Source organism: Rhodanobacter sp. OR87 (genome assembly GCF_000473345.1).
Lineage (GTDB): Bacteria > Pseudomonadota > Gammaproteobacteria > Xanthomonadales > Rhodanobacteraceae > Rhodanobacter > Rhodanobacter denitrificans.
Genome location: NZ_AXBJ01000010.1, coordinates 94,203 through 119,840, shown reverse-complemented (window position 1 = coordinate 119,840; position 25,638 = coordinate 94,203). Strand labels below are relative to the sequence as shown.

Here is a 25,638-nt window from a genome sequence, read left to right as displayed (position 1 = left end):
TCGGATGCCGCCGATAGTCGGCGGCTATCGGGTCGGTGCTCCGCCTGCGGCTATCATGTGCGGTCCGATGAACGACAGCTCCCCGCCAACGCCCGATTCTTCCGCCGACCCCGGCCTGCGCGACGTGCGCCGGCAACTGGAGACGGTGTCCAGCCGCGACTTCGGTCGCCTGCTGGGGCGCTGGCGTGCGCTGTCGCGCCGACCCGACCAAGGCAAGCTGGCGGCGTTGCGCGGGGATATCGAGCGCTCCGCGGCCAGACGCCGCGCCCGCGCCGCCGCCAAGCCGCCGATCCGGCTGGACGAATCGCTGCCGATCAGCGCGCGCGGCGAGGACATCGCCAGGCTGATCCGCGAGCACCAGGTGGTGGTGATCGCCGGCGAGACCGGCTCGGGCAAGACCACTCAGCTGCCCAAGCTGTGCCTGGCCGCCGGCCGTGGCGAAGCCGGCATGATCGGCTGCACCCAGCCGCGCCGGCTGGCCGCGCGTTCGGTGGCGCGCCGCGTGGCCGAGGAGCTAGGCACGCAGGTCGGCGACATCGTCGGCTTCCAGGTGCGCTTCAACGACCAGGTCTCCGAGCGCAGCCTGATCAAGTTCATGACCGACGGCATCCTGCTCGCCGAGACCCAGGGCGATCCGTGGCTGAGTGCCTACGACACCATCATCATCGACGAGGCGCACGAACGCAGCCTCAACATCGACTTCCTGCTCGGCTACCTGAAGCGGCTCGCTGCAAGGCGTCCCGACCTCAAGATCATCGTCACCTCGGCGACGATCGATACGGCGCGCTTTGCCGAACACTTCGACGGCGCGCCGGTGGTGGAAGTGGAGGGGCGCGCGTACCCGGTCGAGCTGCGCTGGCGCTCGCTGGACGAGATCGCCGCGCGGCAGGGCCGCAGCAAGGACATGCAGCAGGGCAGTGCCGAACACATCGCTGCGGTGCTCGACGAAATCACCCACGACGATCCGCGCGGCGACGTGCTGATCTTCCTGCCTGGCGAGCGCGAGATCCGTGACGCGCACCAGTTGCTGTCGCGCCGGCAATACCGCGAGACCGAGATCATGCCGCTGTACGCGCGGCTCTCCGCCGGCGACCAGGACCGCGTGTTCAAGCCCGGCGTGAAGCGCCGCGTGGTGCTGGCCACCAACGTGGCCGAGACCTCGCTCACGGTGCCGCGCATCCGCTACGTGATCGACACCGGCACCGCGCGGGTGAAGCGCTACAGCCAGCGCAGCCAGCTCGAACGGCTGCACGTGGAGCCGGTCTCGCAGGCGGCGGCCGATCAGCGCAAGGGCCGCTGCGGCCGCGTCGGGCCGGGCATCTGCTACCGCCTGTACGACGAAGCGGACTTTGCCGGCCGCGCTGCGTTCACCGATCCGGAACTGCTGCGCTCCTCGCTGGCCAATGTGATCCTGCGCATGCTGGCGCTGAAGCTGGGCGAGGTGGACGCGTTCCCGTTCCTGGAGGCGCCCGACCCGCGCGTGGTCGCCGACGGCTTCCGCCGGCTCACCGAGATTTCCGCGATCGACGAGACGCGCCAACTCACCGCGATCGGCCGCACGCTGGCGCGGCTGCCGATCGACGTGCAGCTGGCGCGCATGCTGGTCGAGGGCGAGCAGCTGCACGCGCTGCGCGAGCTGCTGGTCATCGTCGCCTTCCTCAGCATCCAGGATCCGCGCGAGCGCCCGTCGGATGCACGCCAGCAGGCCGACGCCGCGCACGCCGTGTTCGCTGACCCGAAATCCGACTTCGTCGGCGTGCTGAATCTGTGGCGCGCTTACCACGACGCGCACGAGGAACTGACCCAGTCGAAGCTGCGCGACTGGTGCGCGCGGCATTTCCTCAGCTTCATGCGCATGCGCGAGTGGCGCGAGCTGCACCGGCAGCTGCTGCTGGTGGTGGAGGAACTGGGGTGGAAGCTGGAAGCGCAGATTCCCGCTCGTGACGAAGCACGTTCTGCTCCTCCCCCTGCTGGCAGGGGGAGGTTGGGAGGGGGTAAAGCTCTTCGCGTCGCGGCACAGGATCAAAAGCGAACCCCAGCCCAGTCCTCCTCTGCGACCGAAGGAAGTCCCCGTGGGGCGAGCAGGGGAGGGAGCGAGAGCGATGCCGATCGCCTTTACGAATCCGTCCATCGCTCCCTGCTCGCCGGCCTGCCCACCCAGGTCGGCCGCAAGGACGAGAAGGGTATCTATCAGAGCACGCGCGAACGCAAGTTCCAGGTCTTTCCCGGCTCGGCGCTGGCGAAGGCGCCGCCGAACTGGGTCTTCAGCGCGCAGATCCTCGACGTGGGCGGGCGCGTATGGGGCATGATGAATGCGCGGGTCGAGCCCTCGTGGATCGAGCAGCAGGCAGCGCATCTGCTGCGCACGCATTGCCGCGACCCGCACTGGTCGAGGAAGCGCGGCTGCGTGGTGGCGTACGAGCAGGTCAGCCTGTTCGGGCTGGTGCTGGTGGAGAAGCGGCCGGTCACGTTCCAGGCGCAGGACCCGGCGCTGGCCCATGCGATCTTCCTGCGCGAGGCGCTGGTACGCGGCGACATCGACACCAAGGCGGATTTCGTGCGCGCCAACCAGCGCGTGCTGGAAGAGGCGCTGGGCATCGAGGCGAAGCAGCGCCGCGAGGGTCTGATCCGCCACGAGGACCAGCTGGTCGCGTTCTTCGAGGGCAAGCTGCCGCAAGACATCGCCAGCAGTCGCGCGCTGGACGCGTGGTATCGCAAGGCCCGCCCGGCCGAACAGGCGGCGCTGCGCTGGTCGCTGGACGACGTGCTGGCCGGCGGCACCGGGCTGGATGCGAAGGCGTTCCCCGCGGTGCTGGAGATTCCACCGCAGAGGTACAAACTCGAATACCGCTTCGTCCCCGGCGACGAAGCCGACGGCGTCACCCTGCAGCTGCCGCTGGCGATGTTGAACGCGCTGCCGTCCGCCCGCTGCGAATGGCTGGTGCCTGGCCTGCTCGCCGACAAGGTGGCCGAGTTGATCCGCGGCCTGCCGAAAGCCTTGCGCCGCAACTTCGTGCCGGCGCCGGATTTCGCGCGCGCCTTCGTCGAAGCCGAATCGCCGCGCGACGAGCCGCTGGCGAAGGCGCTGGCTGCGTTCCTGAAACGCACCACCGGCGTCGACATCACTGCCGGCGAATTCGCCGGCGTCGAACTGTCGCCACACTTCCTGATGCGTTATCGCCTGCACGACGAGCGCGGCAAGACCCTGGCCAGCGGCCGCGACCTCGCCGCCTTGCGTGGCCAGTGGGAAGGCCAGGCGCGCGAGGCGTTCTCGCGCAAGACCGACATCGAGCTGACCCGCGAGGACGTGGCTCACTGGGATTTCGAGGCGATCCCCGCACAGGTGCGTTCCGATGGCGGCCTCGCCGCGTTCCCTGCGCTGGTCGACCTCGGCGAGACGGTGGCGCTGCGCGTGTTCGAGCGCGCCGACGAGGCGCGCGCGGCGCATGCCGGCGGCGTGGTGCGCCTGCTGCGCAACGCGCTGGCCGCCGAGGCGAAGCAGGCGCGCCGGCGATTGCCGATCGGCAACGCATTGGCCTTGAAGTACGCGCCGCTGGGCGGCGTGGACAGCCTGCGCGAGGACCTGCTCGAAGGCGGCTTCGCCGACCTGCTGGGACGCCATGAACTGGACGTGCGCAGCGCCGGCGCGTTCGAGGCGCTGCGCACGCAGTGCGCGCGCGAACTGTTCGGCGCCGGCGTCGAGCGGCTGAAGCTGGCAGAACCGGTGGTCGAAGCGCAGGCCGAGCTGAAACCGTGGCTGGAGCCGCCGCTGCTGGGCTTCGCCCGCGCCAGCTACGACGACCTGCGCGAACAGTTCGACGCACTGCTCGTGCCCGGTTTCCTGCGCGACCTGCCGCTGGCGAGGCTGGCGCATTACCCGCGTTACCTGAAAGCGATGCGCCTGCGCGGCGAGCGGCTGCGCCAGGACCCGGCGAAGGACCAGCAGCGCCTGCTGCAGGTGCTGCCGTACTGGCGCGCGTACCTGCAGCAGCGCGCGGTCGGCACCGATCCCGCGGCGCTGGCCGAGCTGCGCTGGCTGATCGAGGAGTGGCGCGTATCGCTGTTCGCGCAGGAGCTGAAGACCGCCGAGCCGGTGTCGCCGAAACGGTTGGCGAAGGCACTGGCGGCGCTGGGTTGAGAGCGGGTGATTTCGGCCGCTCAGCGCGTCCGCCGCACGTGCACGCTGCCGTTGCAGCCGTCCACGTACATCAGCCAGCTGTCGAACAGCGACGGCTTGACCTTGACTGCCGGGTTGTCGGCGCTCATGCAGACGGGCGCATCCGAGCCGATCTGCTTCCACGACTGGCCATTGTCCAGGGTGAATTCGTCGTGGCCGTGCCAGCCGCTGAAATGGCCGACCAGGCGGGCGTTGAACTTGCTGCGCTTCTGCTTCGGTTCGTAGAACACCGGCTGGCCGCTGGTGTCGACCATCTTGGTAGTGGTCTTGCCGTGCTGGCGCAGCCAGTCGTCGAGGTTCTGCAACTCCTGCGTCGACAGCTTGTCCAGCCCGGCGGCCTTGAATTCGGCGGCGCTCATGCGCTGTTGCAGGCCGTTGGCCTGCTGCGCCTGCGCGGACAGGCAGCCCAGCGACAGCGCCAGCAGCAGCGGCAAGGTCAGGTGGTGGGGGCGGATCGACATGGGTGCATCCTCGGGGCAACGGAACGGAAGCGCTGATTCTGCGCGGCAGGCTGGCCTGCCGCCAAGGGGCACGCGGCGATTCGCGCGCAGCGCGGCCGGCACGCCCCGGCAGCGGCTACCATGGCAGGGCAAGACCCGAGCTGACTGCCCATGGCCCCGATCGTCGAACCGCCCCCTCTGTCCCGCTGGCGCGAACGCGCCGGCGCGTTGCCGCCGCTGCTGGCCGACGCGCTGGAGGCCTGCGCCACCCGCGCAGTGGACCAGGCCGGCTGCGCCGACGTGCTGGAGCTGCTCAGCATGCTCGGCTGCGACGCGCAGACCCAGGCGGCCGCGCTGTGGTTCGAGCTGGCCCGGATCGATCCCGCGCTGTGGGCGGAGCGCCGCGCGGCGTTGCCGGCCGAACTGCAGCGCCTGGTCGACGGGCAGCAGGCGGCCGAGCGGGTGTGGGCGCTGCATGCGCAGCGGCCGCCGCAGGGCGCGGCCGAGGGCCTGCGACGGCTGCTGCTGGCGATCGTGCGTGACCTGCGCGTGGTGTTCGTGCTGCTGGCGCGGCAGCTGGCGCGCATGCGCGCGGCACCGGCGCTGCCTGAAGGCGAGCGGCAGGCGCTGGCCCGGCTCACCCGCGACATCCATGCGCCGCTGGCGAACCGGCTCGGCATCTGGCAGCTGAAGTGGGAGCTGGAAGACCTGGCGTTCCGCTACCTGCAGCCGGACACCTACCGGCGCATCGCCAACCTGCTCGACGAGCGCCGCGCCGACCGCGAGGCATTCATCCGCGACTCGCTGGCCGAGCTGCAGCGTGCGCTCGAGGCGGCCGGCATCCAGGCCGAGCTGGCCGGGCGACCCAAGCACATCTATTCGATCTGGAAGAAGATGCAGCGCAAGTCGCTGGACTTCTCCGACCTGTACGACATCCGCGCGGTGCGCGTGCTGGTGGACACCATCACCGACTGTTACGCCGCGCTGGGCGTGGTGCACGCGCTGTGGCCGCACCTGCCGGGCGAGTTCGACGACTACATAGCGCGGCCCAAGGCGAACGGCTACCAGTCGCTGCACACCGCGGTGATCGGGCCGCAGGGCAAGACCCTGGAGGTGCAGATCCGCACCCACGCCATGCACCGGGCGAACGAATTGGGCGTGGCCGCGCACTGGCGCTACAAGGAAGGCGGCAGCGCCGACGCCGAGTTCGAGGCGAAGATCGCCTGGATGCGCAAGCTGCTGGAGCCGCGCGGCGAGGACGACAGCGCGCTGGCCGCCGAGCTGCAGACCGAGCTGCTGGAAGACCGCGTCTACCTGCTGACCCCGAAGGGCGAGGTGTTCGACCTGGCGCGCGGCGCCACCGTGCTGGACTTCGCCTATCTGGTGCACACCGAGGTCGGCCACCGCTGCCGCGGCGCCAAGGTCAACGGCCGCATCGTGCCGCTGACCTTCCAGCCGCAGAGCGGCGACCGCGTGGAGATCCTCACCGGCAAGCTGGCCGAGCCCAGCCGCGACTGGCTGTCGCCGCACCACGGCTACCTCAACACGGCGCGGGCGAAAGAGAAGGTGCGCGCGTGGTTCCGCAAGATCGCCCACGACGCCAACCTCGCGGTCGGTCGCGGCATGTTCGAGCGCGAACTGAAGCGCCTGGCGCTGTCGAACGCCGACGTGGGCAAACTGCCGGCGCACTTCCACCTGAAGAACCACGACGAGTTGCTGGTGGCGCTGGCGCTGGGCGAGGTCACTCCCGGCCAGATCGCCCGCGTGCTGCAGGAAGCGGCGCAGCCGGCGGAGCCTGTGGTCACCCAGTCGAGTGCGCCGGTGGCCTCGCGCCATGCCACGCTCGACCACAGCGCGCTGCGCATCGAAGGCATCGGCAACCTGCTGACCACGCTGGCGCGCTGCTGCCAGCCGCTGCCCGGCGACCCGGTGCGCGGCTTCGTCACCAAGGGCCGCGGCGTGTCGGTGCATCGCGCCGACTGCGGCAGCCTGGCGCGGCTGGCCCGGCGCGATCCGGACCGGGTGATCGAAGTGAGCTGGGGCAGCGCCACGGCACAGGCCTACGAGGTCGACATCGAGCTGCGCGGCTACGACCGCAAGGGCCTGCAGAAGGACGTCACCAGCGTGGTCAGCAACGCCGGCACCCACATCATCGCCTCGTCCAGCCGGCTGTTCGTGCACACCGGCGAGGTGGAGATGCGCTTCACCCTGCGCGTGCGCGATTTCGAACAGCTGTCGACCCTGCTCGGCAAGCTGCTGGCGCTGCCGAACGTGCTCGACGTGCGCCGGGTCGGTACCGGCTGAATGACCGCGCAATGCCGGCCGGCGGGCGGAACGGCGGCTGGCGGCCCGATGCTAAGCTGCAGCGACAGCCTTCACAGCCATGGACCATGAGCGGACGCCGAGACCAGCACGACGCACATCCACCGGTTCGCACCGAGCCCACCCTGGGCGACCTCGATCGGCTGGATGCCCCGCCCGCGCCGGCCGCGGACGGCCTGCCGCAGATCGCGGTCGAGCCGCGCCGTCCGCATGGCCGGGCGACCGCCGCGCCGCGGCGCAAGCGCCGCCGCGGCTGGCTTGTCCTGCTCTTGCTGCTGGTGCTCGCGCTGGCCGGTGGGCTCTGGCTCAACCAGAATCGCCTGCGCGGCATGCTGCCGCGCACCGATTTCAACACGGTGCTGGCGCAGGCGCAGCAGGCCTTGCAGGATGGCCGTCTGGACGGCCAGGACGGCAGCAGCGCACGCGAGCTGTTCCAGGCTGCGGTGGCGCTGGAACCGGACAACGACCGCGCCCGCGACGGCCTGCGCCAGGTCGGCCAGGCCATGCTGGCACAGGCCGACGCCGCACTGCAGGCTGGCCAGCTGGCGCAGGCCGCGCAGCAGGCCACGGTCGCCCGCGAACTGCTCGGCGGCGGCAGCGACATCGACCGGCTCGATCGTGCGATCGCTGCCGCCCGCGCCGCGCAGGTGCACACGGTGGACCTGGTCGACCAGGCGCAGCAGGCGCTGGCCGCCGGCAAGCTGGATGGCCCCGACGGGGCCGGCGCGCTGTACCAGCGCGTGCTGCGCGCCGATCCCGACAATGCGGTGGCCGCGCACGGACTGGACCAGGTCGGCTACGCGCTGGCGGTACAGGCGCGCGCGGCGCTGGACGCGAAGGACGCCGCCACGGCCGATGCGCGCATCGAGCAGCTGGCCGCGCTGCAGCCGAACAACGGCGCGCTGCCGGCGCTGCGCGCGCTGCAGGCGCAGGCGCGCCGGCAGGACAGCAGCGCACTGGAGGCGGCGCTGAAAGCCGGCCAGGACGCGCTGCGCGCCGGCCGCATCGCCGGCGATGGCGACGACACCGCGCTGGTCCACTTCCAGGCCGCGCTCAAGCTCGACCCGGACAACGCGCAGGCGCACGCCGGCCTCGGCAAGGTGGCGCAGGCGCTGACCGTGCAGGCGAGCGCCGCGCTCGATGACGGCGACGCCGCACAGGCGGCGAAGCTGCTCGACCAGGCAGCCGAGCTGGCGCCGAAATCGGCCGATCTTGCCGCCGCACGCGCGCGGCTGGAGCGGACGCCGGCGGCGCCGGCTGCACCCGCCGGCGCGGACAACGCACCGATGCCGGTCGCCCCGCCCAGTGTGACGCCGCAGCAGAGTGCGGCGGTGGCGCAGCTGGTGCTGCGCGCGCAGACGGCCACCAACAACGGCGACATCATGATGCCGCCCGGCGACAGTGCCTACGACCTCTACCGCAGCGCGCTGGCGATCGACGGCAACAGCGCGACGGCGCTGCAGGGCCTGCAGGCCTTGCCCCACCAGGTCGAGCAGCAGTTCGACCGGGCGCTCGCCGCCGGCAACCTGGGCAAGGCCGGCGACATGCTGGCCAACCTGGCCGAGCTGGCGCCGGGCGACGCCGCGCAGGGCGCGCGGGGCAACCGGCTGGCCGGCGCGTGGCTCGACCAGGCCGAGCAGCAGCTGGCACGCGGCGACCGCATCGGCGCCAGCCAGTCGCTGGAACGCGCGCGCAAGCTGTCCCCTTCCAACCCGCGCGTGCTCGACCTGGCCGCCCGCCTGCAAGGTGGCGGGTGAGCGCGGCATGACGGTACTGGTGTTCGGCGGCAGCAGCCAGATCGGCCACTTCCTGTTGCCGCGCCTGCTCGCCAGCGGCGAGGCGGTGCTCGCGCTGAGCCGGCAGCCACGGCCCGCGCAGGCCGGGGTGACCTGGCTGCAGGGCACGCTGCCCGACCGCATGCCGAGGTTGCCGGCGCTGTCGGCGATCATCAGCTTCGGCCCGCTGCAGGGGCTGGCCGACTGGCTGGCACAGGCCACTCTGGCCGACGCGCCGCGGGTGGTCGCGACCAGCTCGATGAGCGCCGAGAGCAAGCGCGATTCCGGCGTACCGGCCGAGCGCGCCCTGGCGCGCCGGCTGCGCGACGGCGAGGCGGCGCTGGCGGCCGCCTGCGAGCGCCACGGCTGCGCCTGGACCGTGCTGCGGCCCACCCTGGTCTACGGTGCCGGGCTGGACAAGAGCCTCACCCCGATCGCCCGCCGCGCGATGCGGCTGCGGCTGTTTCCGTTGCCGTCCGGGCGCGGCCTGCGCCAGCCGGTGCACGCGGACGACATCGCGCAGGCGGTGCTGGCCGCGCTGGAGTGCCCGGCGGCGGCCGGGCGCATCCTGCCGATCGGCGGCGGCGAGCGGCTGCGTTCCGGCGAGATGTTCGCGCGGGTGCGCCGCAGCCTGCCGCGGGCCACCGTGCCGTTGCCGCTGCCGGCCTGGCTGCTGCGGCTGGGCCAGCGCGCGCTGCCGCCGCTGCGCGGTCCGCTGAGCCGGCTGGACAGCGACCTGGTCGCCGACAACGGCGAGCTGCAGCGCCTGCTCGGCATGCGTCCGCGCCCGTTCCGCCCCGACGCCGCGATGTGGCAGCCGCCTGCGTAGGAGCGCACCCTGTCCACCAGGGCCTTCCTTCGGTCGCGCGCGATGTTCCGGTGTCGAACGGGGCCAAGAGCCTCGCGCACAGGGTGCGCTGCTGCGGGTTCTCCAATACCTTGATTGCCCGCGTTCGGCCACGAAACCGCCCGCTGCGTTCATATGCCCGCGGGGTAGCAGGCCCTATGATCGAACCACTCGATAGCCGGATTCCCCCGCGTTGGCCTTCTTGACCCGTACTCGCGCCTTGGCGCGCCGCAGCTGGCCGTGGTTGCGCATCCCGTTCTGGATCGGCATGGGCCTGCTGTTCGGCTTCGTGCTGCCGTACACGCTGGTGCTGAACAAGCGGGTGCAGGACCGCTTCAACGAGCTGGTGTTCGCCATCCCCACCCGGGTCTACGCGCGGCCGCTGCCGCTGGCGGCCGGCACGCCGATGACGAACGCGGCGCTGGAACTGGAACTGACCTTCGCCGGCTACAGCAACGACGGCAAGGGCCAGGTCGCCGGCAGCTGGGTGAAGCAGGGCGCGCGCTACACCATCGCCTCGCGCGGCTACGCCGGTCCGGACGGCGGCGAGCTGCCCAAGCGCATCCGCGTCACGCTGGGCCAGGGCACGGTGCGGTCGGTGCAGGACGCGACCAGCGGCAAGCCGATCGAGCTGGCCCACCTGGACCCGGCACGCATCGCCACGCTGTACGGCGCCAGCCAGGAGGAACGCCGCTTCGTGCGCCTGGCCGACGTGCCGCCGCTGCTGGTCAGCGGCCTGCAGGCGGTCGAGGATCGCGACTTCAACCACCACATCGGCATCGACCTGAGCGCGATCGCGCGCGCTGCGTTCGCCAACCTGCGTGCCGGGCACACCGTGCAGGGCGGCTCCACGCTGACCCAGCAGCTGGTGCGCAACCTGTTCCTCAGCCGCGACCAGAACCTCACGCGCAAGATCAACGAGGCGCTGATGTCGTTGCTGCTGGAGGCGCATTACAGCAAGGGGCGCATCCTCGAGGCCTACGTCAACGACGTGTTCCTCGGCCAGCAGGGCGGCCAGGCGGTGCACGGTTTCGCGGCGGCGTCGGAGTTCTACTTCGGGCGCCGGCTGGAAGACCTGCGGCCGCAGGAGATCGCGCTGCTGGTGGGCATGGTGAAGGGGCCGAGCTACTACGACCCGCGCCGCTCGCCGCAGCGCGCGCTGACCCGGCGCAACCTGGTGCTGCAGGAATTCTTCGAGACCCAGCTGATCAGCGCCACGCAGCTCAATGCCGCGCAGGCCGCGCCGCTGGACATCGTCAAGAACGGCCAGCTGCCGCACAACCGCTTCCCCGCCTTCATGGACCTGGTGCGCAAGCAGATCACCGCCGACTTCGACGAGCAGGCGCTGCGCGAGGGCAACCTGTCGATCTTCACCACGCTCGACCCGGCCGCCCAGCTGTACACCGAGCAGGCGATCACCAGCTCGCTGAAGGGTCTCGGCAAGCGCGGCGAAGGCGTGCAGGCGGCCGCGGTGGTGACCGATGCACACAGCGGCAGCGTGCTGGCCGTGGTCGGCAGCAAGACGCCGGGTGAGCAGGGCTTCAATCGCGCCCTGGACGCGCGCCGGCCGATCGGCTCGACGATCAAGCCGTTTGTCTACCTGGTGGCGCTGACCCAGCCCGGGCGCTGGAACCTGGCCAGCCTGATGGACGACAGCCCGGTCAGCCTGCGCCAGCCGGACGGCAGCTACTGGACGCCGCAGAACGACGACCATCGCAGCCACGACCCGCTGATCATGGTCGACGCGCTGGCGCACTCGTGGAACCTGGCCACCATCCATCTCGGGCTGCAGGTGGGGCTGCCGCGGATCCAGGCGTTCCTGAAATCGTTCGGCATCGGCGACATCAACCCCAGCCCGTCGCTGCTGATCGGTGCGCTCGACCTGGCGCCGTTGCAGCTGACCCAGCTGTACCAGTACCTCGCCGCCGATGGCCATGCGCTGCCGCTGGTGGCGGTGCGCGGCGTGCTCGACGGCAACGGCCGCACGATCAAGCGCTACCAGGTGCAGGGCGGGCCCGGCGAATACCAGGAGGCGGTGCGGCTGACCACCTGGGCGATGCAGCAGGTGGCCGAGTACGGCACCGCCAGCGCGCTCGGCAATTCCGCGCTGGCCTCGCTGCACGCCGCCGGCAAGACCGGCACCAGCAACGACATGCGCGACAGCTGGTTCGCCGGCTTCACCGGCGAGCACCTGGCGGTGTTCTGGATGGGCCGCGACGACAACAAGCCGACCACCCTGTTCGGCGCCAGCGGCGGCCTGCGCGCGTGGCGCGACCTGTTCGCCAAGCTGCCGAGCCGGCCGTTGTCGGCCGCGCCGGGCGACGGACTGGAGATGGCCTGGATCAACCCGTCCAGCGGCAGGCGCACCGAGCCGCAATGCGAAGGCGCGCAGCAGGTGCCGGTGATTGCCGGCACCGTGTCGGCCGACACCGAGGGCTGCTTCTGGCAAAGCCTGTTCGGTGGCGGCGATAATCCACCTTCCACCGGCGCGGCCACCGCCGTGCCCGACGTACCGAGCGGAAACTGATCATGCCGTACCCGAGCCAACGTTCCTTCCTGGCACCGCTGCTGCTGGCGACGAGCCTGCTGGCCGGCTGCGGCATGCTCGCCACCACGCCGCCGCCGGACACGCGCCCGTCGCCGCCGAGCTACGACCCGGTGGCCGCGATCCGTGCCGCCGGCGAGCGCGAAAAATCCGTCATCGACGTGAACCCGCTGCGCGACCCCGGCATCAGCGCGCTGCAGGATGCCGCCCGCCGCGACGAGCAGGTCGGCAAGTACGCCGATGCCGCGGCCACGCTGGACCAGGCGCTGAGGCTCAACCCGGATTCGCCCGACCTGCTGCAGGAACGCGCCGAGGTGGCGGTGCACCTGAAGGATTTCTCCGTCGCCGAGAAGCTGGCGCACAAATCGTGGTCGCTCGGCCCCAGACTCGGCCCGCTGTGCGCGCGCAACTGGCAGACCGTGGTGGAGATGCGCCTGCAGGCGCGCGATGCGAACGGCGCCGCCACCGCGCGCAAGTGGGTGACGCAGTGCCACAAGGCGGGCGTGCCGCGCTACTGAGCGAGCGGCGGGCAGGCCGCAGCGCGGTCCGCGGGTGTCAGAAGGTCGCCGCCAGTACCAGCACGATACCCACGATGCTCGCCGCCCAGATCAGCGTGCGCAGGTACGGGATGCCGGCGGCATAGGCCGGCACGTAGGCCACGCGCGCCCAGAAGTAGAGCTGCGCGCCCAGCACGGTGAGGTGGTCGTGGCGCTGCAGCAGATGCGCGGCGAGCACCACGGCGACGAAGAACGGGAAGGTTTCCAGGAAATTCGCGCTGGCGCGCTGCAGGCGGCCGCCGATGCCGCTGAGCGGCGGCTTGGCTTCGTCGCGGGGACTGGCGGTCCAGCCCAGTCCGCGCTGGCCGACCGTGCAGGTGGCGGCAAGCGCGACCTGCACCAGTCCCAGCACCACGCTCCACATCAGCATGCACAGTTCAGTCGTCACGGCACTTCTCCCCTGGTGGTGCCGGCATGGTGGCGCATGCACGCGGCGGCCGCCAGTGGCCGCCGGAAGCGCTTACGCTGCGTGCCTGGTGCGGGGGCGGGCGAGGAACTGCTCGACCCGTTCCAGCGGGATGCGGTCGCCAGCATCGTGGCCGTAGTACGCCTGCACGATGCAGCCGCGCTCGTCGATCAGGAAGTCGGCCGGCATCAGGTTGCCGGTGTTGAGGCCGGCCAGGCCGACCAGGCGCATGCCCTTCCACAGGGTCGGCACGCGCGTCACGACTGCCTTCAGCTTGCGCCACAGCGAGCGCTCGATGCCGTAGAGCTCGTGCGCGCTCGAGGTGGGGTCGGCGGCAATCTGGAACGGGCGCGGCCGGTGCCCGGCAAAGCGCAGCACGTCCGCCTGCGCGGCGCTGAACACGGCGACGATGTCCAGTCCGCGCGCGGCCAGTTCCGCGTACCGATTGGTCAACTCGTAGATGCGGAAATTGCAGAACGGGCAGGCGGCGTCGCGGAAGAACGACAGCAGGGTGAGGCGGCCGCGGCTGCTGGTCATGATCGGCTGGCCGTGGATGTCGACCAGGTCGAGCGCGGGTGCCGGCTCGGGTGCGAACAGTCTCACGTCGGTTCTCCTTGGTGGGCGCGGGCGCGGTGTCGACGAATGGATGTGCCGACACCGGTCGGGGTTCCCGCCGCCGCTTTGTCGCACGTGGCCGCTCCGCCATACTTGGCCGATGCATGACCTCGACGAGACCGAGTCCGACGACGCCGGCGCCCTGCTCGGTGCCGACGGCCCGTTCGCGCGCGAACTGCCGGACTTCGCGCCGCGGCTTGCCCAGCAGGTAATGGCGCGGGCGGTGCAGCAGGCGATCGTCGGGCGCGACACGCTGGTCGCCGAGGCCGGCACCGGCACCGGCAAGACCTACGCCTACCTGGTGCCGGCGCTGCGGTCAGGGGAGCGGGTGATCATCTCCACCGGCACCAAGGCGCTGCAGGACCAGCTCTACTTCCGCGACCTGCCGAAGGTGCGCTCGGTGCTCGGCGCACGCCTGAAGACGGCGCTGCTGAAAGGCCGCGCGAATTACCTGTGCCTGTACCGGCTCGAGCAGACCGTGCGCGAGGGCGCCAGCCTCGATCGCGCGCAGGCGGCGCAGCTGGCGACGATCCGTGCGTGGTCCGCACGCACCCGCCGCGGCGATCGCATGGAGCTGGCCGAGGTACCGGAAGAATCGCCGCTGTGGCCGCGCGTCACCTCCACCGCGGAAAACTGCCTCGGCGTGGAGTGCCCGTTCTACGACGACTGCCACGTGTTCAAGGCGCGCCGCGAGGCGATGGAGGCGGACGTGGTGGTGGTCAACCATCACCTGCTGTTCGCCGACCTCGCGCTGAAGCAGGAGGGCTTTGGCGAGATTCTTCCGGGCGCGGCCGCCTTCATCCTCGACGAGGCGCACCAGATTCCCGAACTGGCCGGCCAGTTCTTCTCGCAGAGCGTCAGCGCGCGCCAACTCACCGACATGGCGCAGGACACGCTGACCGAATGCAGCGGCGTCACCGGCGCGATCGGGTTGCTGCTGGAACCGGTCGAAGCGCTGCAGAACGCGCTGCGCAAGCTGCGCCTGGCAATGGATCCGTTGCCCTCGCGTGGTGCGTTCGCGCTGCTGGAGGATCGCGCCGAGGTGCGTGCCGCGCTGCACGAGCTGGGCGAACTGCTGGCGACGCTGGCCGAACTGCTTGCCTCGCAGGCCGAGCGCTCGCGCGGCCTTGCCAACCTGCACGAGCGCGCCGAACTGTTCGCCGAGCGGCTGCAGCGCGTCGTCGAAACGCACGGCGACCAGGACGTGCGCTGGTACGAAACCTTCCCGCGCGGCTTCGCGCTGTACGCCACGCCGCTGGACCTGGCCGCGCCGATGCGCGGCCTGCGCGAGCGCACCCAGGCGGCGTGGATCCACACCTCGGCCACGCTGTCGGTGGCCGGCAACTTCGATCATTTCGCGCGCCAGCTCGGCCTCGACGAGCCGCGGACGCTCTGCCTGGACAGTCCGTTCGACTACGCCCGCCAGGCGCTGTGCTACCTGCCGTCGGGATTGCCCGATCCGAACGCGCGCGACTACACCGAGCGGGTGATCGAGGCGGTGCTGCCGGTGCTGCACGCCTCCCGCGGCCGCGCCTTCCTGTTGTTCACCTCGCACCGCGCGCTGCGCCGCGCCGCCGAGTTGCTGCAGGACAAGGCGCCGTGGCCGCTGTTCGTGCAGGGCAGCGCGCCGCGGCCGCGGCTGCTGGAGGAGTTCCGCGCCAGCGGCCACGGCGTGCTGCTCGGTGCGGCCAGTTTCTGGGAAGGTGTCGATGTGGTCGGCGAGGCGCTCAGCGTGGTGGTGATCGACAAGCTGCCGTTCGCCGCGCCCGACGATCCGGTGCTGATGGCGCGCCTCGCCGCGCTGGAACAATCCGGCATCAACCCGTTCATGGGCTGGCAGGTGCCCAGCGCGGTGATCGCGCTGAAGCAGGGCGCCGGCCGCCTGATCCGCAGCGTGCACGACCGCGGCGTGCTGGTGCTGTGCGACCCGCGCCTCACCGGCAAGGGTTACGGCAAGCTGTTCCTCGCCAGCGTGCCGCCGATGCCGCGCACCCGCGAGCTGGCGGACGTGCAAGCCTTCTTCGATGATGCGTAGGAGCCCGCTCGCGGGCGATGCTGCTGATCTTGCGAATCCCGAATCCCAGCTTTCAAAGCATCGCCCGCGAGCGGGCTCCTGCCATCCAACAAGCGCGAGGCAACCATGGCCAAGGTCACCGGACTGGGCGGCATCTTCTTCAAGTCACGCGACCCCGCTGCACTGTCGGCGTGGTACGCGAAACACCTCGGCCTCGCCGCCGAGGAATGGGGCGGCGCCCGTTTCGACGAAAACGAACAACGCCCCGGCTACATGCTGTGGTCGCCGTTCGCCGCCGACACCGGCTACTTCGGCCCCAGCGCGCAGCCGTACATGATCAACTTCCGCGTCGACGATCTCGACGCGCTGCTGGCGCAGTTGCGCACCGCTGGCGCCAAAGTGGACGAACGCGTCGAGCAAAGCGAGTTCGGCTGCTTCGGCTGGGTCACCGACCCGGAAGGCACGCGCATCGAGCTGTGGCAGCCGCCGGCGTAGCGACGCGATTTCGCCGGTCGTGAGGCTGGCTCAAGCCACCGCGACCTCGACCGTCACGTGCACCAGCTCTTCGTGGATGGCCAACTCCCGGCGGACATCCTCCGCGCGGATGGCCGAGCTGGCGACCAGTCCGAGGATGCAGGCGTAGCTGTCGCGGCCGACGCGCCAGACGTGCAGGTCGCTGACCGCCGCCGTGGTGAAGCGCTGCCGCACCACGTCGCGGATTTCCTCCACCACCGGCTGGTCCATCTCGGCGTCCAGCAGGATCCGGCCGGATTCGCGCAGCAGCCCCCAGGCCCAGCGCGCCACCAGCACCGAACCCACGATGCCCATCGCCGGATCGAGCCACGCCGCGCCGTAAAGCTTGCCGCCGACCAGCGCGACGATGGCGAGCACCGAGGTGGCCGCGTCCGCGATGACGTGCAGGTAGGCCGCGCGCAGGTTCACGTCGTGGTGACGGTGGCCGGCATGCCCGTGCCCATGGGCATGCCCGTGATCGGGTCCATGCGCGTGCCCGTGCTCGTGGGGGTGTTCCCCCTTCAGCAGCCATGCGCACAGCAGGTTGACGCCCAGGCCGAGCACCGCGATCAGGATGGCGTCGTCGTACTGGATCGCCGCGGGCACGAACAGCCGTTCCAGCGACTGCACCATCATCAGTGCGGCGACCACGGCCAGCAGCAGGGCGCTGCTGTAGCCGCCGAGGATTTCGATCTTCCAGGTGCCGAAGGCGAAGCGGCCGTCCTTCGCGTAGCGCCGGGCCAGCACGTAGGCCATGACGGACAGCCCCATTGCCAGCGCATGCGAGCTCATGTGCCAGCCGTCGGCCAGCAGGGCCATCGAGTTCAGCCAGTAGCCGCCCACGATCTCCACCACCATCATCGCCGCCGTGATGAACACCACGTGCCGGGTGTTGCGCTCCGCCTTCGCGTCGGCGTGGTTGAACTGGTGGCTGTGGATGAACGGGGCGATGTCGGGAGCGGGCATGGTGCGTTCTCGGGTCGTATACTACCCCGTAGTATACGACCGACGGGCCGCCGCCATGTCCCACGTGCAGGAAAACCGCCGGAAACTGGTTGCCCGCGTGCGCCGCATCGGCGGCCAGCTGGCCTCGCTCGAACGTGCCATCGAGGGCGACGAGGAGTGCGGCGCGGTGCTGCAGCAGCTCGCCGCCGTGCGCGGCGCAGTCAACGGCCTGATCCTGCAGGTGATGGAAGGCCACCTGCGCGCCCACGTGGCCGGGAACGGCAACGCGAAACAGCAGGACGAGCTGCTGCCGGTGCTCGCCGTGCTGAGGAGCTACCTCAAGTAGCGGGTGCTCTACACTGCCGTCGGTATGCGGTGTGGCTGGAACATCATGGGGGTCTGATCAAACGCCACCCAACCGAACCGGTCGCATAGGCTCTGCACGAGCGACGAGTAGTCCGAGCGGAGAGAGCAGCGCAGGGCAAGCGAGCGCGTGGATCCCTCGCCAGGCTGGGAAAATTCAACCCAGCCGTTCTCCGTTTCGCCGGATGCCTCGGTGGGAGAAGACCAAGCCAACGAAGGCAGGGCTTGCTTCAGGCAGGTTGCAACTTCCTCGGCGCCGATAGGCGAAACCGACTCTGCGCTCAGATCGCTCGCGGAGAGCGGCAGCTCACTGGGCTTCAAGAACAGGTACGTCTTTGCCATGAAGCCTCCGCCGACGCCTGACGGGGTTGTAGAGGAACCTTCGTCGATCTTGCTTCAATGGCTGAAGGCGCACAAGGAGGTGGCACGATGCATTGCCGGCACGGCGGTCAACTCCCTCCGCCCCGGTTTTCGACAGGACACCTTGCCGGCGCACGTCGACTGCGTTCTAGTTGTTGCCCCTGTCATGCAACAGGAAGCCGACACCGTGTCCACCTACCATGGCACCAACGTTCCGCGGTATCTCTACCATGGCGTCCCGCTCGGTTGGCGCGCCGAGCAGATCGTGGCCGAGCATGCGCGGCTCGGTGGTGGCTTCGCGCTGGACATCCCGGTGCCGGTCGAGATCGAAGGCCCTTACTCGATTCCCGAACGGAAGGGTTGGCTGCACTACCGCGGGACCGTGCGTCGACTGGCCGAAGGCGTCCGGGCCGGTGATGCGGCTTGTGCGGAACTGGCCATCCGCTATATCGAGGTTCACTACATCGGTTCGTATGCCGGCTACCTGCACGCGCGGCTGGCCAGCGCTTTGAAGCACGCGACGCTTGATGCGGGGCAGCGCAGACGCCTCCACGACCACTTCGCCGCTTTGTGCCTGCGCGGCGAGCAGACCCACGAGTTCAAGGAATACTTCCGGTTGTGGCGCCGCATCGCGCACTTGTCCGAACTGGAAGGCGTCCTGGTCGCCATCCGCGCGTTGCCGGAAGGCGAGCGGCAGGCCGCATGGCTGGCCTCCAGGCTGGGCATGGAGCGGGGTAACGCGGCCACGAAGGCGGCAATGCCCTGAGCCAAACCCGAGGAACGGCAGCAAGATCCGGGTCAGGAACGGAGTCAAGTTCACTCTAGCCAGGCGAGAAGTCAGCCTGACTCCGCTATCGACCCTGTTATCGCAGATGCTCGCTGGAAACCCAGGCACGAACCCGGAAGACCAGGCATGTCCGTTGAACGAGGCGATCACGTCATCAACTGGTTCCAGGCCGGCGGGCAGCACTACGCGAGGTTCCGCCCGGAACACCCACCCGCCCTGGCCGCCTTCCTGGCGGCGGCCTCGCCCGACACCTGTTTCGCCGTCGATGTCGGCGGCGGCTCCGGCCAACTGGCGGCGCAGCTGGGCGCGCATTTCGACAGTGTGCTCGGCCTCGATCCCAGTGCCGACCAGATCGCGCATGCGCCCGTCAGCGAACCCGTGCGGTATGCCCAGGCATCCGCCGAACACCTGCCGGTGTCCGACCGCAGCACGAGCCTGGTGGCGGCCGCGCAGGCCGCGCACTGGTTCGACCTTCCCGCGTTTTACGCCGAGGTCAGGCGCATCGCGCGGGCAGGCGCCGTGCTGGCCCTCGTCAGTTACGGCGTGCCGAAGCTGGACGAGGAACTGGACGAGCGCTTCGCGCATTTTTACCGGAACGAGATCGGTCCATTCTGGCCACCGGAGCGACGGCGGGTCGACCGTGGCTACGCGGACCTCGATTTTCCCTTCGCGGAGTTCGCGCCGCCCGCGATGGCGATGCGCAAGGCGTGGTCGCTCGCCGAGCTCGTCGGCTACGTCTCGACCTGGTCGGCCGTGAAGCATGCCGTGAAGCAAGGCCACGGCCAAGTGATCGAGTGTTTCGTGATGGATCTGGCCACCCGCTGGGGCGACCCGGAAACGAGGCGGTCGGTGACCTGGCCGATCAACATGCGCACGGGCATCGTCTGAGTCCGGACGGGCCATGGGCGCCGCGCTCAACCGGGCGCGCGGCGGACAGTCCACCCCGGCTCCGCCAGCGCCTCCACCAGAAAATCCACCAGCCGCCGTGTCTTGATCGGCAGATGCTTGCGCGAGGGATACACCGCATGGATGCCGAGCGTCATCGCGCGCCAGGTCGGCATCAGTTCGACCAGGTCGCCGCGGCGCAGGTCGTCGGCGACGATGAAGTCCGGCTGCAGGATGATGCCCTGGTGCTCCAGTGCGGCGGCGCGGCAGGTGTCGCCGTTGTTGGCGTGGATGCGCGCGTGGGTGCGCACCACGGCGGGACCGCCGTCGGGTGCGATGAAGGTCCATTCGTCCCCGGCGGCGAAGTAGCTGTAGGAGATGACCTCGTGCTGCGCCAGCTCCTGCGGGTGCTGCGGCGTGCCGTGCCTGGCCAGGTAGGGCGGTGACGCGCAGGCGATCATGCGCGTCGAGGCGAGTTGCCGGCTGACCAGCTGCGAGCTGGGCAGGTTGGTGATGCGCACGGCCAGGTCGTAACCCTCCTCGACCAGGTCGACGACGCGATCGCTGAGTTCGATGTCCAGCGACACCTTCGGGTACAGCCGCGCGAAGCGCGGCCACAGCGGAGCCAGCTGCAGGATGCCGAAGCTGAGCGGTGCATTGATCCGCAGCCGCCCGCTGGGCTCGCCGCTGCGCGAGCTGATTTCCGATTCCGCCTCGTCGATCGCGGCCAGCATCTCCTTCGCGCGGGCGAAGAACAGCTGGCCGTCGTCGGTCAGCGACAGCCGCCGCGTAGTCCGCTGCAGCAGGCGCGCACCCAGGCGCTGTTCGAGCTCGGCGACGTGGCGCGACACCGCCGCCTTGGACAGGCCGCTCGCCTCCGCGGCGCCGACGAAGCTGCCGGCCTCGACCACGGCGACGAAGCTGGCCATTTCCTGGAATTTGTCCACGGCGCCTTCCTTTTGTATCGAATTACGAGACAGTCAGTCAATTAAGCGACAGTTTATCCACATCCAGTAGGTCAATAGAGTACTCCCCATGCCCGGATGCCCCGGGCACCCCACGGAGACCTCCATGAACATCACCCTGATCGGCACCGGCAACATGGGCTCGGCCCTTGCCAAGCAACTCACCCGCGCCGGCCACGCCGTGCGCATCACCGCACGCGACCCGGCCAAGGCGCAGGCGCTGGCCGCCGCCAACCCCGGCGCGGTGGCGGCGGCACCGGCCGACGCGCTGGCCGGTTCGGATGTCGTCATCGTGGCCACCGGTTACGCCGATGCGGTGCCGGCGCTGCGCTCGCTGGGTTCGCTGGCGGGCAAGGTGGTCATCGACATCACCAATCCGCTGACTGCCGACTACATGGGCCTCACCCTCGGCCACGACACCTCGGCCGCCGAGGAGATCGCCAAGGCCTTGCCCGAAGCCGAGGTGGTCAAGGCGTTGAACACGCTGTTCGCGCAGGTACTGGCCGACGGCCCGCAGTTTGCCGACGGCCAGGTGGCCCCCGCGTTCTTCGCCGGCGACAGCGAACGGGCGAAGCAGACTGCGAAGGCGCTGATCGAAAGCCTCGGCTTCGCGGCGATCGACGCCGGCCCGCTGAAGAACGCGCGCTATCTCGAACCGCTGGCCGCGCTGAACATCTACCTCGGCTACGGCGCCGGCCTGGGCACCTCGATGGCGCCGACCTGGATCCACAAGGCCTGACGCACCGCGCGTCGACCACTCATCGCCACTTTCCAAGGAATCCGCATGAACACCTCACTGACATTGTTCGGCCGCGTCGGCCTCTCGCTGATCTTCATCATCTCCGGCTGGGGCAAGATCGCCGCTTACGCTGGCACCCAGCAGTACATGGCATCCGCCGGCGTGCCGGGCAGCCTGCTGCCGCTGGTGATCGCACTGGAACTCGGCGGCGGCCTGGCCGTCCTCACCGGGGCGTTCACGCGCTGGATCGCGCTGGCGCTCGCCGCGTTCTCGCTGGCCAGTGCCGCCCTGTTCCACGCCCACCTCGGCGACGCCGCGCAGGCCATCAACTTCTGGAAGAACGTGGCGATGGCCGGCGGCTTCCTGATGCTCGCCGCCCAGGGTGCCGGTACGCTCAGCCTCGATCATCTGCGGAGCAAGCGCCGCAACGCCTGACTTTCACCGTGCCGTTCGATGCAGCGGGCGCAGCCGCGCCCGCTGCCCTTTTCAGGAATCGCCATGACCGCTCCCTCGATCTTCATCTCCCACGGCTCGCCGATGTTCGCGCTGGAACCGGGCCGGCTCGGCCCGAACCTGCGTGCCATCGGCCAGTCGCTGCATGGCATTACGGCCGTGCTGGTCGTGTCGCCGCACTGGCAGACCCGCGGCGTGCGCGTCGGCGCCAGCGCCGCACCGGAGACGATCCACGACTTCGGCGGCTTCCCGCCGCCGCTGTATCAACTGCAGTACCCCGTGCCGGGCACGCCGGCGCTGGCGCGGGACGCCGCGAACCTGCTCGCGCAGGCCGGTTTCGAGGTCGCGCTCGACGAACGCCGCGGCCTCGACCACGGTGCGTGGGTGCCGCTGCGCTACCTGTTTCCGCAGGCCGACGTGCCGGTGTTCCAGGTCTCGCTGCCGCAGCACATCGATGCGGCCGGCGCGTTGCGGCTGGGCCAGGCGCTGGCGCCGCTGCGCGAGCGCGGCGTGCTGGTGGTCGGTTCGGGCAGCCTCACCCACAACCTGTACGAGTTCCGCCAGGCCATCCGCGACCTGCAGTACGCGCAGCAATTCGTCGACTGGGTTCGCGCTGCGGTCGCCGCGCGTGATGTGGCCGCGCTGGTCGACTACCGCCGCCGCGCGCCGCATGCCGAACGCGCGCATCCGACCGAGGAACATTACCTGCCGCTGCTGGTGGCCGTGGGCGCCAGTGCCGGCACCGACACGGCGCGGCTGGTCGAAGGCGGCATGAGCTACGGCGTGCTGTCGATGGATTCGTTCGCGTTCGGCCTGCCGGACGCGGCCCATACCCCGCAGGAGCCTGCCGCATGAAGACCTTGTCACCATTGTCGGTCGATCCCGCCTTTGCGCTGGCGTTCCGCACGCTGCAACCGCTGCCGGCCAGGCCGACGTCGCTGCTGGTGCTGCTGCACGGCGTGGGCGGCAACGAGGGCAACCTCGCCGCGCTCGGCGCCGAGGCCGGCGGCGACACCCTGGTGGTGCTGCCGCGCGGCCCGATCGCGCTGGGGCCGCAGGCGTTCGGCTGGTTCCGCGTCGCCTTCAGCAGCAGCGGCCCGCAGATTGTGGCGAGTGAGGCCGACGCCAGCCGTCGCACATTGATCGACTTCATCGGGCAACTGCAGCAGGCGCACGGCATCGACGCGGCGCACACCGTCGTCGCCGGTTTCAGCCAGGGCGGCATCCTCAGCGCCAGCGTGGCATTGACCGCGCCCGAACGTGTCGCCGCATTCGCCGTGCTGGCTGGCCGGATCCTGCCGGAACTCGAAGCGCAGCTCGCCGACGCGCCACGCCTGTCCACGCTGCGCGGCTACATCGCGCATGGCACGCACGACGACAAGCTGCCGGTGGGCTGGGCGCAGCGGGCCAGCGACTGGCTCGACCGCCTCGGCGTCGAGCACCTGACGAAGCGCTATCCGGCCGGGCACGAACTTGGCGCGGCGATGCGCGCCGATTTCCTCGCCTGGCTGGCCCGCGACGACCAGCGCTGGAACCGGCCCGCCGCGGGGCAATAAGCCGGGCCGGGCAAGAACCTCCACCGTCCCGCGTGGCGGCATGCGTGGCGTGCAGACAGGCCATGGTCGCCCGGCTGCCCGCGTTTCGCCCGCACCTGCCCGCTGCCGCGCCGCGGGCGCTGCTGTGATCGGCACTCCGGATCAAGGGAGGGCTGCGAACATGGGCAAGTGGACACAGAGCGTGACCGCCAAGGTGCTGGGCATCGGCGTGCTGGCGTTGCTGATGACGATCCCGCTGCTGCAGGTGCGCGAGCTGGTGGGCGAGCGGCAGCAGTTGCGCGAGGGGGCGATCGCGCAGATCGCGCAGGGCTGGGGCGGCCAGCAGGTGCTGGGCGGCCCGGTGCTGGTGGTGCCGACGCTGCGCCAGGTGGCGCCGGATGGGCAGGCGGCGCCGCGCTGGCAGGCGGGCAGCGAGAGCGTGCTGGCCGACGCGCTGAAGCTGGACGTGGCGATGGCAGTGGAGACGCGCAGCTACAGCATCTACGCGGCGCCGGTGTTCGTCGCCACGGTGAAGCTCGGTGCGCAATTCCGCGCGCAGGACATCGCCCAGTATCGCCGCGCCAGCAATGCGACGTGGCAGGGCGGCAAGGCCGAGCTGCGGCTGCCGGTCGGCGACCTGCGCGGCCTGCAGGAGGTCACTGAGCTGCGCATCAACGGCCAGCCGGCACGCTTCGAATCGTCGGCCGACCGGCTCGGCAGCTGGCCGAACGTGGTGGTGCCGATCGACCTGGATGCGCTGGGCGAGCAGCCGATCGACGTGCAGATCGGCCTGAAGCTGGCCGGCACCGAGGCGCTGCAACTGCTGCCGCTGGCGCGCAGCACCGACGTGACGATACGCGCGCCGTGGCGTGATCCCAGCTTCGTCGGCGCGGCGCTGCCGCTGGCGCGCAGCATCGACGGCCATGGCTTCAGCGCGCACTGGCATCTGCTCGACCTCAACCGCAGCTACGGTCAGCATTGGAGCGATGATGACAACATGCAGCCGGCGCTGCAGGCGTCGACCTTCGGCGTGCAGCTGTACCAGCCGGTCGACGTGTATCAGCGCAACGTGCGCGCGGGGAAATACGGGCTGCTGTTCATCGCGATGACCTTCGTGGCGTTCTTCCTGTTCGAGGTGCTCAAGCGGCTGCGCGTGCACCCGGTGCAGTACCTGCTGGTGGGCGCGGCGTTGGCCACGTTCTACGTGGTGCTGCTGGCGCTGTCCGAGCAGATCGGTTTCGGTCCGGCCTACGCGCTGGCCGCCGCTGCGGTGGCCGTGCTGGTGGGCGGTTACGCGATGGCGGTGTTGCGTGCGCGGCGCGCCGGACTGCTTCTGGGCGGTGTGCTGGGGCTGATCTACGCGATGCTGTACGGGCTGATCGCGGCCGAGCAGTACGCGCTGCTGATCGGCGCGCTGGTGCTGCTGGCGATGGTTGCGCTGATGATGTACCTGACCCGCCGCATCGACTGGTACGCGTACGTAACGACGTCATCCGAACCGACCGAGCCGCCAGCCGCTATCATGGAGCGATCATGAACCTGCTCGCGATCGAAACCGCCACCGAAGCCTGCTCCGTCGCCCTGATCCACGGCGACGAACTGATCGCCCGCAGCGAGATCGCGCCGCGCCGGCACACCGAGCTGGTGTTGCCGATGGCCGACGCATTGCTGGCCGAAGCCGGCATCGGCCGCCATGCGCTGGACGCGATCGCAGTGGGCCGCGGCCCCGGCGCGTTCACTGGCGTGCGCCTGGCCGTCTCGCTGGCGCAGGGCATGGCGCTGGCGCTGGACCTGCCGGTGATCACTGTCTCCTCGCTGGCCGCACTGGCGCTGGAAGCGCCGGAGGAAGCGGGCACCGCCATCCTCGCCGTGATCGACGCGCGCATGGGAGAGATCTACGCCGCCTGCTACCGCCGCGACGACGGCGGCGGTCTGCTCGCGCTGGACGAGGAACGCATCGGCACCGCCGAGACGCTGGTGTTGCCCGAAGCCGGCGCCTGGCAGGTCGTCGGCAGCGGCTGGGCCAGCTACGCCACCGCGCTGTCGCAGCGCCTCACCGGCACCTTGCATTCCGCCGACGGCCTGCGCTACCCGCAGGCCGCGCACGTTGCCGAATTGGCGCTGCGCGAGTTCGAGGCGGGTCATACGCAGGCACCGGAACTGGCCTTGCCGGTCTATCTGCGCGACAAGGTGGCGTTGACACTGGTGGAGCAGGGCAAGGCTTGAGCCATCTGTCGGTTTCGATTCCGAGCTGGTAGCGAAGCCGAATACGTGTCGGGGCAGATGATCCTGGGCTGTCGGAACGGGGCGTATGCAAGTCAGGTATCAGTATCGATGTGATGTCGAATACTTCAGGGCCGTGATTGATCGGCAGTATCGGCAAGGCCCTTGGCTA

General features: G+C 70.2%; 23 protein-coding genes. 17 read left to right on the top strand and 6 right to left on the bottom strand.

Annotated elements, in window-relative coordinates; all coding sequences use genetic code 11:
* Positions 1 to 67: 67 nt before the first annotated feature.
* Positions 68 to 4,138, top strand: coding sequence for an ATP-dependent RNA helicase HrpA (hrpA, locus tag RHOOR87_RS0110945; RefSeq protein WP_027485023.1), 4,071 nt, complete (start codon positions 68 to 70; stop codon positions 4,136 to 4,138).
* A gap of 20 nt (positions 4,139 to 4,158) precedes the next feature.
* Here the strand turns inward: hrpA and RHOOR87_RS0110940 are convergent, their stop codons facing one another.
* Positions 4,159 to 4,638, bottom strand: a complete 480-nt coding sequence (locus tag RHOOR87_RS0110940; protein WP_007512752.1) for a hypothetical protein — start codon at positions 4,636 to 4,638, stop codon at positions 4,159 to 4,161.
* Positions 4,639 to 4,788: 150 nt separating this feature from the next.
* On the opposite strand from RHOOR87_RS0110940, the gene RHOOR87_RS0110935 reads away from it, so the two are divergent.
* The 5 genes from RHOOR87_RS0110935 to RHOOR87_RS0110915 all read left to right on the top strand — a co-directional run bounded on the left by RHOOR87_RS0110935 (position 4,789) and on the right by RHOOR87_RS0110915 (position 12,624).
* Positions 4,789 to 6,921, top strand: a complete 2,133-nt coding sequence (locus tag RHOOR87_RS0110935; RefSeq protein WP_027485022.1) for a bifunctional (p)ppGpp synthetase/guanosine-3',5'-bis(diphosphate) 3'-pyrophosphohydrolase — start codon at positions 4,789 to 4,791, stop codon at positions 6,919 to 6,921.
* A gap of 86 nt (positions 6,922 to 7,007) precedes the next feature.
* Complete coding sequence (locus RHOOR87_RS0110930; protein WP_027485021.1) at positions 7,008 to 8,696, top strand: hypothetical protein; 1,689 nt, start codon at positions 7,008 to 7,010, stop codon at positions 8,694 to 8,696.
* A 7-nt stretch (positions 8,697 to 8,703) separates the two neighbouring features.
* A complete protein-coding gene (locus tag RHOOR87_RS0110925) occupies positions 8,704 to 9,543 on the top strand; it encodes an NAD-dependent epimerase/dehydratase family protein (RefSeq protein ID WP_027485020.1) in 840 nt (279 codons plus the stop codon).
* A gap of 211 nt (positions 9,544 to 9,754) precedes the next feature.
* Entirely contained in the window at positions 9,755 to 12,088 is a 2,334-nt protein-coding gene (mrcB, locus tag RHOOR87_RS0110920; protein WP_007511637.1) for a penicillin-binding protein 1B, read from the top strand.
* Positions 12,089 to 12,090: 2 nt separating this feature from the next.
* Positions 12,091 to 12,624: a tetratricopeptide repeat protein gene (locus tag RHOOR87_RS0110915; RefSeq protein ID WP_015448633.1), complete on the top strand. Its 534-nt coding sequence runs from the start codon at positions 12,091 to 12,093 to the stop codon at positions 12,622 to 12,624.
* Positions 12,625 to 12,661: 37 nt separating this feature from the next.
* Here RHOOR87_RS0110915 and RHOOR87_RS0110910 read toward each other — a convergent pair whose 3' ends face one another.
* Positions 12,662 to 13,051: an MAPEG family protein gene (locus tag RHOOR87_RS0110910; RefSeq protein WP_015448632.1), complete on the bottom strand. Its 390-nt coding sequence runs from the start codon at positions 13,049 to 13,051 to the stop codon at positions 12,662 to 12,664.
* Positions 13,052 to 13,123: 72 nt separating this feature from the next.
* Positions 13,124 to 13,672 (bottom strand): redoxin domain-containing protein, encoded by a 549-nt coding sequence (locus RHOOR87_RS0110905; protein ID WP_015448631.1) that lies wholly within the window; start codon positions 13,670 to 13,672, stop codon positions 13,124 to 13,126.
* 112 nt (positions 13,673 to 13,784) lie between these two features.
* On the opposite strand from RHOOR87_RS0110905, the gene RHOOR87_RS0110900 reads away from it, so the two are divergent.
* Complete coding sequence (locus RHOOR87_RS0110900; RefSeq protein ID WP_015448630.1) at positions 13,785 to 15,719, top strand: ATP-dependent DNA helicase; 1,935 nt, start codon at positions 13,785 to 13,787, stop codon at positions 15,717 to 15,719.
* 105 nt (positions 15,720 to 15,824) lie between these two features.
* Positions 15,825 to 16,193, top strand: a complete 369-nt coding sequence (locus RHOOR87_RS0110895) for a VOC family protein (RefSeq protein ID WP_015448629.1) — start codon at positions 15,825 to 15,827, stop codon at positions 16,191 to 16,193.
* A 30-nt stretch (positions 16,194 to 16,223) separates the two neighbouring features.
* Here RHOOR87_RS0110895 and dmeF read toward each other — a convergent pair whose 3' ends face one another.
* A complete protein-coding gene (gene dmeF / locus RHOOR87_RS0110890; RefSeq protein ID WP_015448628.1) occupies positions 16,224 to 17,177 on the bottom strand; it encodes a CDF family Co(II)/Ni(II) efflux transporter DmeF in 954 nt (317 codons plus the stop codon).
* Between the two features lie 55 nt (positions 17,178 to 17,232).
* On the opposite strand from dmeF, the gene RHOOR87_RS0110885 reads away from it, so the two are divergent.
* Complete coding sequence (locus RHOOR87_RS0110885) at positions 17,233 to 17,502, top strand: metal/formaldehyde-sensitive transcriptional repressor (protein ID WP_007511623.1); 270 nt, start codon at positions 17,233 to 17,235, stop codon at positions 17,500 to 17,502.
* 8 nt (positions 17,503 to 17,510) lie between these two features.
* Here the strand turns inward: RHOOR87_RS0110885 and RHOOR87_RS0110880 are convergent, their stop codons facing one another.
* Complete coding sequence (locus tag RHOOR87_RS0110880) at positions 17,511 to 17,861, bottom strand: hypothetical protein (protein ID WP_015448627.1); 351 nt, start codon at positions 17,859 to 17,861, stop codon at positions 17,511 to 17,513.
* Here RHOOR87_RS0110880 and RHOOR87_RS0110875 point away from each other — a divergent pair.
* Both RHOOR87_RS0110875 and RHOOR87_RS0110870 read left to right on the top strand, forming a co-directional pair.
* A complete protein-coding gene (locus RHOOR87_RS0110875) occupies positions 17,860 to 18,645 on the top strand; it encodes a hypothetical protein (protein ID WP_155950943.1) in 786 nt (261 codons plus the stop codon). The two genes, RHOOR87_RS0110880 and RHOOR87_RS0110875, sit on opposite strands and share 2 nt — an antisense overlap.
* Positions 18,646 to 18,792: 147 nt before the next feature.
* Positions 18,793 to 19,554 (top strand): class I SAM-dependent methyltransferase, encoded by a 762-nt coding sequence (locus tag RHOOR87_RS0110870; protein WP_015448625.1) that lies wholly within the window; start codon positions 18,793 to 18,795, stop codon positions 19,552 to 19,554.
* A gap of 26 nt (positions 19,555 to 19,580) precedes the next feature.
* Here RHOOR87_RS0110870 and RHOOR87_RS0110865 read toward each other — a convergent pair whose 3' ends face one another.
* A complete protein-coding gene (locus tag RHOOR87_RS0110865; RefSeq protein WP_015448624.1) occupies positions 19,581 to 20,498 on the bottom strand; it encodes a LysR family transcriptional regulator in 918 nt (305 codons plus the stop codon).
* Positions 20,499 to 20,622: 124 nt separating this feature from the next.
* Between RHOOR87_RS0110865 and RHOOR87_RS0110860 the strand changes: the two genes are divergently transcribed.
* The 6 genes from RHOOR87_RS0110860 to tsaB all read left to right on the top strand — a co-directional run bounded on the left by RHOOR87_RS0110860 (position 20,623) and on the right by tsaB (position 25,469).
* Positions 20,623 to 21,255: an NAD(P)-binding domain-containing protein gene (locus RHOOR87_RS0110860; protein WP_015448623.1), complete on the top strand. Its 633-nt coding sequence runs from the start codon at positions 20,623 to 20,625 to the stop codon at positions 21,253 to 21,255.
* A gap of 45 nt (positions 21,256 to 21,300) precedes the next feature.
* Complete coding sequence (locus RHOOR87_RS0110855) at positions 21,301 to 21,690, top strand: DoxX family protein (RefSeq protein ID WP_015448622.1); 390 nt, start codon at positions 21,301 to 21,303, stop codon at positions 21,688 to 21,690.
* Positions 21,691 to 21,753: 63 nt separating this feature from the next.
* Positions 21,754 to 22,563: a class III extradiol ring-cleavage dioxygenase gene (locus RHOOR87_RS0110850; protein ID WP_015448621.1), complete on the top strand. Its 810-nt coding sequence runs from the start codon at positions 21,754 to 21,756 to the stop codon at positions 22,561 to 22,563.
* On the top strand, positions 22,560 to 23,264 hold the full coding sequence (locus tag RHOOR87_RS0110845; protein WP_015448620.1) for an alpha/beta fold hydrolase: 705 nt from the start codon (positions 22,560 to 22,562) through the stop codon (positions 23,262 to 23,264). The genes RHOOR87_RS0110850 and RHOOR87_RS0110845 overlap by 4 nt, the downstream gene beginning before the upstream one ends.
* Before the next feature lie 160 nt (positions 23,265 to 23,424).
* Complete coding sequence (creD, locus tag RHOOR87_RS0110840) at positions 23,425 to 24,780, top strand: cell envelope integrity protein CreD (protein ID WP_027485019.1); 1,356 nt, start codon at positions 23,425 to 23,427, stop codon at positions 24,778 to 24,780.
* Positions 24,777 to 25,469, top strand: a complete 693-nt coding sequence (gene tsaB / locus RHOOR87_RS0110835; protein WP_007511608.1) for a tRNA (adenosine(37)-N6)-threonylcarbamoyltransferase complex dimerization subunit type 1 TsaB — start codon at positions 24,777 to 24,779, stop codon at positions 25,467 to 25,469. The genes creD and tsaB overlap by 4 nt, the downstream gene beginning before the upstream one ends.
* Positions 25,470 to 25,638 lie beyond the last annotated feature (169 nt).

What these genes read in the sequence shown, in the direction of transcription:
- RHOOR87_RS0110845 (WP_015448620.1), top strand. Translation starts at nt 22,560, where the DNA reads ATGAAGACCTTGTCACCATTGTCGGTCGATCCCGCCTTTGCGCTGGCG.
- RHOOR87_RS0110930 (WP_027485021.1), top strand. Translation starts at nt 7,008, where the DNA reads ATGAGCGGACGCCGAGACCAGCACGACGCACATCCACCGGTTCGCACC.
- RHOOR87_RS0110875 (WP_155950943.1), top strand. Translation starts at nt 17,860, where the DNA reads ATGAAGCCTCCGCCGACGCCTGACGGGGTTGTAGAGGAACCTTCGTCG.
- RHOOR87_RS0110855 (WP_015448622.1), top strand. Translation starts at nt 21,301, where the DNA reads ATGAACACCTCACTGACATTGTTCGGCCGCGTCGGCCTCTCGCTGATC.
- RHOOR87_RS0110850 (WP_015448621.1), top strand. Translation starts at nt 21,754, where the DNA reads ATGACCGCTCCCTCGATCTTCATCTCCCACGGCTCGCCGATGTTCGCG.
- RHOOR87_RS0110900 (WP_015448630.1), top strand. Translation starts at nt 13,785, where the DNA reads ATGCATGACCTCGACGAGACCGAGTCCGACGACGCCGGCGCCCTGCTC.
- hrpA (WP_027485023.1), top strand. Translation starts at nt 68, where the DNA reads ATGAACGACAGCTCCCCGCCAACGCCCGATTCTTCCGCCGACCCCGGC.
- RHOOR87_RS0110860 (WP_015448623.1), top strand. Translation starts at nt 20,623, where the DNA reads ATGAACATCACCCTGATCGGCACCGGCAACATGGGCTCGGCCCTTGCC.
- RHOOR87_RS0110915 (WP_015448633.1), top strand. Translation starts at nt 12,091, where the DNA reads ATGCCGTACCCGAGCCAACGTTCCTTCCTGGCACCGCTGCTGCTGGCG.
- RHOOR87_RS0110895 (WP_015448629.1), top strand. Translation starts at nt 15,825, where the DNA reads ATGGCCAAGGTCACCGGACTGGGCGGCATCTTCTTCAAGTCACGCGAC.
- creD (WP_027485019.1), top strand. Translation starts at nt 23,425, where the DNA reads ATGGGCAAGTGGACACAGAGCGTGACCGCCAAGGTGCTGGGCATCGGC.
- RHOOR87_RS0110940 (WP_007512752.1), bottom strand. Translation starts at nt 4,638, where the DNA reads ATGTCGATCCGCCCCCACCACCTGACCTTGCCGCTGCTGCTGGCGCTG.
- tsaB (WP_007511608.1), top strand. Translation starts at nt 24,777, where the DNA reads ATGAACCTGCTCGCGATCGAAACCGCCACCGAAGCCTGCTCCGTCGCC.
- RHOOR87_RS0110925 (WP_027485020.1), top strand. Translation starts at nt 8,704, where the DNA reads ATGACGGTACTGGTGTTCGGCGGCAGCAGCCAGATCGGCCACTTCCTG.
- dmeF (WP_015448628.1), bottom strand. Translation starts at nt 17,177, where the DNA reads ATGCCCGCTCCCGACATCGCCCCGTTCATCCACAGCCACCAGTTCAAC.
- RHOOR87_RS0110885 (WP_007511623.1), top strand. Translation starts at nt 17,233, where the DNA reads ATGTCCCACGTGCAGGAAAACCGCCGGAAACTGGTTGCCCGCGTGCGC.
- RHOOR87_RS0110935 (WP_027485022.1), top strand. Translation starts at nt 4,789, where the DNA reads ATGGCCCCGATCGTCGAACCGCCCCCTCTGTCCCGCTGGCGCGAACGC.
- RHOOR87_RS0110880 (WP_015448627.1), bottom strand. Translation starts at nt 17,861, where the DNA reads ATGGCAAAGACGTACCTGTTCTTGAAGCCCAGTGAGCTGCCGCTCTCC.
- RHOOR87_RS0110870 (WP_015448625.1), top strand. Translation starts at nt 18,793, where the DNA reads ATGTCCGTTGAACGAGGCGATCACGTCATCAACTGGTTCCAGGCCGGC.